This window comes from Thauera phenylacetica B4P, from assembly GCF_000310225.1.
Lineage (GTDB): Bacteria > Pseudomonadota > Gammaproteobacteria > Burkholderiales > Rhodocyclaceae > Thauera > Thauera phenylacetica.
The window spans coordinates 1-8,883 of the sequence record NZ_AMXF01000178.1; the positions used below are offsets into that span (position 1 = coordinate 1).

The window sequence follows — 8,883 nt, forward strand, 5'->3', positions numbered from 1 at the left end:
CGCATTCGCCGACTGAGCGGGTGGGGCGGCCCGCCCGGCGCCGGTTCGCGGCGCCGCGCTGACCGCCGCGCTCAGCCGAAGCTGGCCGCAACGTACTCCGCCAGGCAGTCGGCCGCCTCCGAGGCGTTCTCGCGGCTGCCATGCACGCACACGTCGAGCGCGCCCATCTCGGGGAAGCCCTCGCGCTCGCCCAGCGTGCGCACGCCTGCCGGCACGGTGCTCGCGGCCAGCAGGGTCACGCCCAGCCCGGCGCGCACCGCGGCCACGATGCCGCTGTAGCTCGAGCTGGTGTAGGCCACCCGCCAGCTGCGGCCGAGCCGGCCCAGGGTGTGCAGGATGCGGTTGCGGTAGATGCAGGGCGGCGGCGCCAGCACCAGTGACAGCGGTTGCTGGTCGTGGCGCGCGTGATCGGCGCTGGTGACCCACACCAGGGGTTCGGTGTGCACCTGGATGCCGCCGCCGCGATCCCCGTCTTCGTGCAAGGCGATGACGAGGTCGAAATCGCCTTTCGCCTGGCGCTCGAGCAGGTTCTTGCTCAGGTCGCAGGTCACCTCCAGCGTCACGCCCGGATGCGACTGCGCGAACTTGCCGAGGATCGTCGGCAGCAGCGAGGCCATGTACTCGTGCGGCGCCCCCAGCCGCACGCAGCCGGCTACCCGCGGGCGGCGCAGGCTGGCCACCGCCTCGTCGTTCAGGGCCAGCAGGCGGCGCGCGTAGCCGGCCAGGGTGGTGCCCTCCTCGGTGAGTTTCACACGGTGCGTGCCGCGCTCGAAGAGCTGGGCGTCGAGCATCTCCTCCAGTCGCCGCATCTGCAGGCTGACCGCGGACTGCGTGCGTCCGACCGCGTCGCCTGCGCGCGTGAAGCTGCCCAGATCCACGGCTTTGATGAAGGTGCGGAGAAGCTCCGTAGGCAGATTCAACATGGGCTCGAGTGCATTTATAAGATTAATTATTTCATTTCAACTATCAACTTCGCAAATGGAGTCGCGCCGCTAAGATGCTCCCTGCAACCGCGATCCGCGGCCTGCCCGATCAATCAGACTGAGGGAGACATCATGAGCATCCTGAAATTTACCGAAGATCACGAGTGGCTGCGCGTCGAAGGCGATGTTGCCACCGTTGGCATCACCGACTACGCGCAGAACGCGCTCGGCGACATCGTGTTCGTGCAGTTGCCCGATGTGGGTGCCAGCTTCGCCCAGGGCGACGAAGCGGCCGTGATCGAATCGGTGAAGGCGGCCGGTGAATTGAAGATGCCGCTGGCCGGAACCGTCGTCGAGGTGAACCCGGCGCTGGTCGATTCGCCCGCCACGGTCAACGAGGATCCGCTCGGCGCGGGCTGGTTCATCCGCATCCGTCTCGACGATTCCGCCGCCGCCGACGCCCTGCTGGACCAGGCCGCCTACGAAAAGCTGACCGCCTGATCGGCGCCGTCCGCTCGATCCCGCCCGCCTCACCTTTTCCTGGACCGCCCCTGCCATGAACATCCACGACACCCGCTTCCCCGCGACGCTCGCGCAGCTCGAGCAGCGCGACGACTTCGTCGGCCGCCACGTGGGCCCGGACGCCGCCGAGACGCGCGCCATGCTCGACGTGCTCGGCCTCGACTCGCTCGACCAGCTGATCGACAAGGTCATCCCCGCCTCCATCCTGTCGGTCGCGCCGCTGGCCCTGCCCGAAGGCCGCAGCGAGCCCGAGACGCTGGCGCTGCTGCGCGCGATCGCGGGCAAGAACCGGGTGCTGCGCTCGTTCATCGGCACGGGCTACCACGACACCTTCACGCCCACGGTCATCCTGCGCAACGTGCTCGAGAACCCGGCCTGGTACACCGCCTACACCCCGTACCAGCCCGAGATCTCGCAGGGTCGCCTGGAGGCGCTGCTCAACTTCCAGACCATGGTCACCGACCTCACCGGCCTGGAGATCGCCAACGCCTCGCTGCTCGACGAGGCCACCGCCGCGGCCGAGGCCATGGCCTTCTGCCAGCGCCTGTCGAAGAGCAAGGCCAAGGCCTTCTTCGTCTCGCGCGACTGCCACCCGCAGACCATCGAGGTGGTGCGCACCCGCGCCGAGCCGCTCGGCTTCGAGGTCATCGTCGGCGACGCCGCGACCGAACTCGCCGCGCACGAGGTCTTCGGCGTGCTGCTGCAATACCCGGCGAGCACCGGCGAGGTGACCGACTACGCCGCCATCGTCGCCGCCGCGCACGACAGGAAGGCGCTGGTGGTGGTCGCCGCCGACCTGCTCGCGCTCACCCTGCTCAAGCCCCCGGGCGAGTTCGGCGCCGACGTCGCCATCGGCTCGACCCAGCGCTTCGGCATCCCGATGGGCTTCGGCGGCCCGCACGCCGCGTACTTCGCCACCCGCGACGAGCACAAGCGCGTGATGCCCGGCCGCGTGGTCGGCGTGTCGATCGACAGCCACGGCAAGAAGGCCTACCGCCTGGCGATGCAGACCCGCGAGCAGCACATCCGCCGCGAGAAGGCCACCTCCAACATCTGCACCGCGCAGGCCTTGCTCGCCATCATGGCCAGCATGTACGCCTGCTACCACGGCCCGGCCGGGCTGACGACGATCGCGCGCCGGGTCCATCGCCTGACCGCGACCCTGGCCGCCGGCCTGCGCCGCCTCGGCGCGGACGTGCCGACGACGGCCTTCTTCGACACGATTACCGTGCGTGTCGTCGATGCCGCCGCGGTGCATGCCGCCGCGCGCGCCGCGGGCATGAACCTGCGCGAGATCGACGCCGGCACGGTCGGCATCGCGCTCGACGAGACCACCCGCCGCGCCGATGTCGAGGCGCTGTGGCAGGTGTTCGGCAACGGCTCCGCAGGGCTCGATTTCGATGCCGTCGAGAACCTGGTGCAGGAGGCGCTGCCGGCCGCGCAGCTGCGCAGCTCCGCCTTCCTGACCCACCCGGTGTTCAGCGCCTTCCAGTCCGAGACCCGCATGCTGCGCTACCTGCGCAGCCTGGCCGACAAGGACCTGGCGCTCGACCGCACGATGATCCCGCTCGGGTCGTGCACCATGAAGCTCAACGCCACCACCGAGATGATCCCGGTGACCTGGCCCGAGTTCGGCGGCCTGCACCCCTTCGCGCCCGCCGACCAGACGCAGGGCTACGCCCAGCTCACCGCCGAGCTCGAGCGCATGCTGTGCGCCTGCACCGGCTACGACGCCGTGTCGCTGCAGCCCAACGCCGGCTCGCAGGGCGAGTACGCCGGCCTGCTGGCGATCCGCGCCTGGCACGCCAGCCGCGGCGAAGGTCACCGCGACGTGTGCCTGATCCCGAGCTCGGCGCACGGCACCAACCCGGCCACGGCGAACATGGCCGGCATGCGCGTGGTGGTGGTCGCCTGCGACGCCAACGGCAACGTCGACGTCGCCGACCTCAAGGCCAAGGCGGCGCAGCACGCCGACCAGCTCGCCGCGATCATGATCACCTACCCCTCGACCCACGGCGTGTTCGAGACCGCGGTGCGCGAGATCACCGACATCGTGCACGCCCACGGCGGCCAGGTGTACATCGACGGCGCCAACCTCAACGCCATGGTCGGCCTGTGCGGCCCGGGCCAGTTCGGCGGCGACGTCTCGCACCTGAACCTGCACAAGACCTTCTGCATCCCGCACGGCGGCGGCGGCCCGGGCGTGGGCCCGATCGGCGTCAAGTCGCACCTCGCGCCCTTCCTGCCGGGGCACGGTTCGGTGGGCCTCGAGGGCATCGGCGCAGTCGCCGCCGCGCCCTGGGGCAGCGCCAGCATCCTGCCGATCACCTGGACCTACATCACGCTGATGGGCCGTGACGGCCTGCGCCACGCCACGGTGACGGCGATCCTCAACGCCAACTACATCGCCCAGCGCCTCGAGCCGCACTACCCGGTGCTCTACCGCGGCGAGAACGGCCTGGTCGCGCACGAGTGCATCCTCGACCTGCGTCCGCTCAAGGACAGCACCGGCATCAGCGTCGACGACGTGGCCAAGCGCCTGATGGACTTCGGCTTCCATGCGCCGACGATGTCCTTCCCGGTGCCCGGCACGCTGATGATCGAGCCGACCGAGAGCGAGTCGAAGGCCGAGCTCGATCGCTTCTGCGACGCGATGATCGCGATCCGCGAGGAGATCGCCAAGGTCGCCAGCGGCGAGTTCGACGCCCGGGACAACCCGCTCGTCAACGCCCCGCACACCGCGGAGGCGATCGCCGGCGAGTGGCCCCACCCCTACAGCCGCGAGCTCGCCGCCTACCCGGTGGCCAGCCTGCGCGGCAACAAGTACTGGTCGCCGGTCGGCCGGGTGGACAACGTGTACGGCGACCGCAACCTGGTGTGCGCCTGCCCGCCGCTGTCCGACTACGAGCAAGCCTGAGGAATCCAAGCCATGAACCTCTCTTTCATCGTCACCCTGGTCGGCGCCGATCGTCCGGGCCTGGTCAATGCGCTCGCCGAGTGCGCGGCCGCGAACGGCGCCAACTGGCTCGACAGCAGCATGGCGCACCTGGCCGGCAAGTTCGCCGGCATCGTGCGCCTCGACGTGGCCGAAGCGGACGCCGACCGCCTCGAGGCGGCGCTGCGCGCGCTGTCCTCGACCGGCCTGAGCCTGAGCATCGAGCGCGGCACCGCCGCCGCGGGCGCGGCCGGCGGCGAGCTGATCCGCATGGAGCTGCTCGCCCACGACCGCCCCGGCATCGTGCGCGACATCTCCTCGGTGCTGGCGCAGCACGGCGCGAGCATCGAGCGCATGGACAGCGCCTGCGAGAGCGCGTCCTTCAGCGGCGAGGCGATGTTCCGCGCCGAGCTCGAGGTCCGCGTACCGGCGAGCGTCTCGGCCGGCGAAGTGCAGGCGGCGCTCGAGTCGCTGGCCAACGAGCTGATGGTGGATCTCAAGCTGGAGACCGGCGCCTGAGCTGAACCGATACGCCGGCCTGCACCGGCCGGATGCACCCCCTCCCCGGGGTGCAGACCCCTCCATTCGATCACTACAAGCGGAGAATCACCATGTTCGACAAGCAGATGCAGATCGCCGGCTATGACGATGCCTTGTGGCAGGCCATCGAGGCCGAGCGTGCACGCCAGGAAGACCACATCGAGCTCATCGCCTCCGAGAACTACGCCAGCCCGCGCGTGATGCAGGCGCAGGGCACGGTGCTGACCAACAAGTACGCCGAGGGCTACCCCGGCAAGCGCTACTACGGCGGCTGCGAGCATGTCGACGTGGTCGAGCAACTCGCCATCGATCGCGTCAAGCAGCTCTTCGCGGCCGACTGGGCCAACGTGCAGCCGCACTCGGGCTCGCAGGCCAACGCCGCGGTGTACCTCGCGCTGCTGCAGCCCCACGACACCATCCTGGGCATGAGCCTGGCCCACGGCGGCCACCTCACGCACGGCGCCAAGGTCAACTTCTCCGGCAAGATCTTCAACGCCGTGCAGTACGGCGTCACCGACGACGGCGTGATCGACTACGACGCGCTCGAGGCCCAGGCGCTCGAATGCAAGCCGAAGATGATCGTCGCCGGCTTCTCGGCCTACGCCCGCCACCTCGACTTCGCGCGCTTCCGCGCCATCGCCGACAAGGTCGGCGCGCTGCTCTTCGTCGACATGGCCCACGTCGCCGGCCTGGTCGCCGCCGGGCTCTACCCCAACCCGGTGCCCTTCGCCGACATCGTCACCAGCACCACCCACAAGACGCTGCGCGGCCCGCGCGGCGGCATCATCGTCGGCCGCGCCAACCCCGACATCGAGAAGAAGATCGCCTCGATGGTCTTCCCCGGCACCCAGGGCGGCCCGCTGATGCACGTGATCGCCGCCAAGGCGGTGGCCTTCAAGGAGGCGCTCGAGCCTTCGTTCAGGGAATACCAGCAGCAGGTGATCGCCAACGCGCGCGCGATGGCGGGCGTGTTCGTCGCGCGCGGCTACAAGATCGTCTCCGGCGGCACCGACGACCACCTGTTCCTGGTCGACCTGATCGCCAAGGGCATCACCGGCAAGGCCGCCGACGCGGCGCTGGGCGCGGCGCACATCACGGTGAACAAGAACACCGTCCCCAACGACCCGCAGTCGCCCTTCGTCACCAGCGGCGTGCGCATCGGCACGCCCGCGGCCACCACGCGCGGCTTCGGTGTCGCCGAGGTCACCGAGCTCGCGGGCTGGATCTGCGACATCCTCGACGACATCGACAACCCCGCGGTCATCGCGGCGGTGCGGGCGAAAGTGTCGGCGCTGTGCGCCCGCTTTCCGGTGTACGGGCGCTGAGCGCGGAGGCGTCGCCATGGCCATCAGCGTCTTCGACCTGTTCAAGATCGGTATCGGGCCGTCGTCCTCGCATACGGTGGGGCCGATGCGTGCGGCGCAGGTGTTCGCGAGCGGGCTGGCCGAGGCCGGCCTGCTCGGGCAGGTCGGCGGCGTGAAGGCCGAGCTCTACGGTTCGCTCGGCGCCACCGGCAAGGGCCACGGCAGCGACAAGGCCGTGCTGCTCGGGCTGGAGGGCGAGGTCCCGGACCGCGTCGATCCCGACCAGGTCGAGGCCAGGCTCGAGCGCATCCGCGGCGAACGCCGGCTGCTGCTGGCCGGCACGCATCCGATCGCCTTCGTCGAGCGCGAGCATCTGCTGATGCATCGCCGCCAGTCGCTCCCCTATCACCCGAACGGCATGCGCATCACCGCCTTCGATGCGGCCGGAGAGGTGCTGGCGAGCAAGGTGTATTACTCGGTCGGCGGCGGCTTCGTCGTCGACGAGACCGCCGCCGGCGCCGACCGCATCGTCGCCGACACGACGCCGCTCGCGCACCCCTTCCGCTCCGGCGCCGAGCTGCTCGCGCAGTGCCGCGACAGGGGGCTGTCGATCAGCCAGCTGATGCTGGAGAACGAGCGTGCCTGGCGCAGCGACGCCGAGACCCGCGCCGGCCTGCTGCGCATCTGGGACGTGATGCAGCTGTGCGTGCGCCGCGGCTGCGAGCGCGAGGGCATCATGCCGGGTGGGCTGAAGGTGCGGCGGCGCGCGGCGGAGATGTACCGCAAGCTCTCCAGCGCCCCCGAGGCCGCGCTGCGCGACCCGTTGACCACGATGGACTGGATCAACCTCTACGCGCTCGCGGTGAACGAGGAGAACGCCGCCGGCGGCCGCGTCGTCACCGCGCCCACCAACGGCGCCGCCGGCATCGTGCCCGCGGTGCTGCACTACTACAGCCGCTTCGTGCCCGGCGCCAACGAGGAGGGCGTGATCCGGTTCCTGCTCACCGCGGCGGCGATCGGCATCCTGTACAAGGAGAACGCCTCGATCTCCGGCGCCGAGGTCGGCTGCCAGGGCGAGGTCGGCGTGGCGTGCTCGATGGCGGCCGGCGCGCTCGCCGAGGTGCTCGGCGGTACGCCGGAGCAGGTCGAGAACGCGGCCGAGATCGGGATGGAGCACAATCTGGGCCTGACCTGCGACCCGGTCGGCGGCCTGGTGCAGGTGCCTTGCATCGAGCGCAACGCGATGGGCTCGATCAAGGCGATCAACGCCGCGCGCATGGCGCTGCGCGGCGACGGCACCCACTTCGTGTCGCTCGACAAGGTCATCAAGACCATGCGCGACACGGGCGCCGACATGAAGCTGAAATACAAGGAAACCGCGCGCGGCGGCCTCGCCGTGAACGTGATCGAATGCTGACCACCCCCTGCCACTGCACAAAGGACACACGATGAGCGACCACGACTCCGCCGCGCCCATGCTGCGCACCCCGCTGTACGACCTGCACGTCTCCCTCGGCGCCAGGATGGTGCCCTTCGCCGGCTACGAGATGCCGGTGCAGTACCCCGCCGGGATCCTCAAGGAGCACAACCACACCCGCAGCCAGGCCGGTCTCTTCGACGTCTCGCACATGGGCCAGGTCATGCTCGTCGGCCCCGACGCCGCGGCGGCGCTGGAAGCCCTGGTTCCGGTGGACATCGTCGACCTGCCCGTGGGCATGCAGCGCTACGCGCTCTTCCTCAACGACCAGGGCGGCGTGATGGACGACCTGATGGTCGCCAACTTCGGCGACGGCCGGCTGTTCGTCGTCGTCAATGCGGCCTGCAAGGCGCAGGACATCGCGCACATGCAGCAGCACCTGTCCGCCCGCTGCAAGGTCGAGGTGCTGGCCGACCGCGCGCTGCTCGCGCTGCAGGGGCCGGCGGCGGGCGCGGTGATGGCGCGCCTCGCGCCCGAGACCGCGAACATGGTGTTCATGAACACCGCCACCGTCACCCTGGTCGGCACCGAGTGCTACATCAGCCGCTCGGGCTACACCGGCGAGGACGGCTTCGAGATCTCGGTGCCGGCCGACAAGGCCGAGGCGCTGGCGAAGGAGCTGCTGAGCCACCCCGAGGTCGCCCCCATCGGCCTGGGCGCGCGCGACTCGCTGCGCCTGGAAGCCGGCCTGTGCCTGTACGGCCACGACCTCGACCAGAACACCTCGCCGGTCGAGAGCAGCCTGCTGTGGGCGCTGTCCAAGGTGCGCCGCGCCGACGGCGCGCGCCCCGGCGGCTACCCGGGCGCCGCGGCGGTGTTCGAGCACATCGCCAAGGGCGTGGCGCGCAAGCGCGTGGGCCTGCGCCCGAACGCGCGCGTGCCGGTGCGCGAGGGCGCCGAGCTGGTGGACGCCGACGGCCGCAAGGTCGGCGTGGTGACCAGCGGCGGCTTCGGACCGACGCTGGAGGCGCCGGTGGCGATGGGCTACGTGGAGACGGCGCTCGCCAAGCCGGGCACTCAGCTCGCCGCGATGGTGCGCGGCAAGCCGGTGCCGGTGGAGGTCGCGAGCACGCCCTTCGTGCCGCAGCGCTACCACCGCGGCTGAGAGCGTGAGAGTTTTTCTCCAATCTCGCCTGTTTGTGCTGGGACTGGCATGCTCCGAGACATGAACGAGACCGAACG

The 8,883-nt window shown here is 70.3% G+C and carries 7 protein-coding genes; 6 read left to right on the forward strand and 1 reads right to left on the reverse strand.

Features of this window, described 5'->3' with window-relative positions:
* Positions 1-71: 71 nt before the first annotated feature.
* Positions 72-923, reverse strand: coding sequence for a LysR substrate-binding domain-containing protein (locus C667_RS17235; protein ID WP_004371634.1), 852 nt, complete (start codon positions 921-923; stop codon positions 72-74).
* A 132-nt stretch (positions 924-1,055) separates the two neighbouring features.
* On the opposite strand from C667_RS17235, the gene gcvH reads away from it, so the two are divergent.
* The 6 genes from gcvH to gcvT all read left to right on the forward strand — a co-directional run bounded on the left by gcvH (position 1,056) and on the right by gcvT (position 8,806).
* A complete protein-coding gene (gcvH, locus tag C667_RS17240; protein WP_004371636.1) occupies positions 1,056-1,424 on the forward strand; it encodes a glycine cleavage system protein GcvH in 369 nt (122 codons plus the stop codon).
* A 55-nt stretch (positions 1,425-1,479) separates the two neighbouring features.
* A complete protein-coding gene (gcvP, locus tag C667_RS17245) occupies positions 1,480-4,362 on the forward strand; it encodes an aminomethyl-transferring glycine dehydrogenase (RefSeq protein ID WP_004371640.1) in 2,883 nt (960 codons plus the stop codon).
* Between the two features lie 12 nt (positions 4,363-4,374).
* A complete protein-coding gene (locus tag C667_RS17250; RefSeq protein ID WP_004371642.1) occupies positions 4,375-4,899 on the forward strand; it encodes a glycine cleavage system transcriptional repressor in 525 nt (174 codons plus the stop codon).
* A 92-nt stretch (positions 4,900-4,991) separates the two neighbouring features.
* Positions 4,992-6,245 carry a serine hydroxymethyltransferase gene (glyA, locus tag C667_RS17255; RefSeq protein ID WP_004371644.1) on the forward strand — a complete coding sequence of 418 codons (1,254 nt, stop codon included), beginning with the start codon at positions 4,992-4,994 and terminating at the stop codon, positions 6,243-6,245.
* Between the two features lie 16 nt (positions 6,246-6,261).
* A complete protein-coding gene (locus tag C667_RS17260; protein WP_004371647.1) occupies positions 6,262-7,641 on the forward strand; it encodes an L-serine ammonia-lyase in 1,380 nt (459 codons plus the stop codon).
* Positions 7,642-7,672: 31 nt separating this feature from the next.
* A complete protein-coding gene (gene gcvT, locus C667_RS17265) occupies positions 7,673-8,806 on the forward strand; it encodes a glycine cleavage system aminomethyltransferase GcvT (protein WP_004371648.1) in 1,134 nt (377 codons plus the stop codon).
* Positions 8,807-8,883: the final 77 nt, after the last annotated feature.

Excerpts from the sequence above, each read along its gene's own strand:
- glyA (WP_004371644.1), top strand. The coding sequence starts at position 4,992 with ATGTTCGACAAGCAGATGCAGATCGCCGGCTATGACGATGCCTTGTGG.
- gcvP (WP_004371640.1), top strand. The coding sequence starts at position 1,480 with ATGAACATCCACGACACCCGCTTCCCCGCGACGCTCGCGCAGCTCGAG.
- C667_RS17235 (WP_004371634.1), bottom strand. The coding sequence starts at position 923 with ATGTTGAATCTGCCTACGGAGCTTCTCCGCACCTTCATCAAAGCCGTG.
- gcvT (WP_004371648.1), top strand. The coding sequence starts at position 7,673 with ATGAGCGACCACGACTCCGCCGCGCCCATGCTGCGCACCCCGCTGTAC.
- C667_RS17250 (WP_004371642.1), top strand. The coding sequence starts at position 4,375 with ATGAACCTCTCTTTCATCGTCACCCTGGTCGGCGCCGATCGTCCGGGC.
- C667_RS17260 (WP_004371647.1), top strand. The coding sequence starts at position 6,262 with ATGGCCATCAGCGTCTTCGACCTGTTCAAGATCGGTATCGGGCCGTCG.
- gcvH (WP_004371636.1), top strand. The coding sequence starts at position 1,056 with ATGAGCATCCTGAAATTTACCGAAGATCACGAGTGGCTGCGCGTCGAA.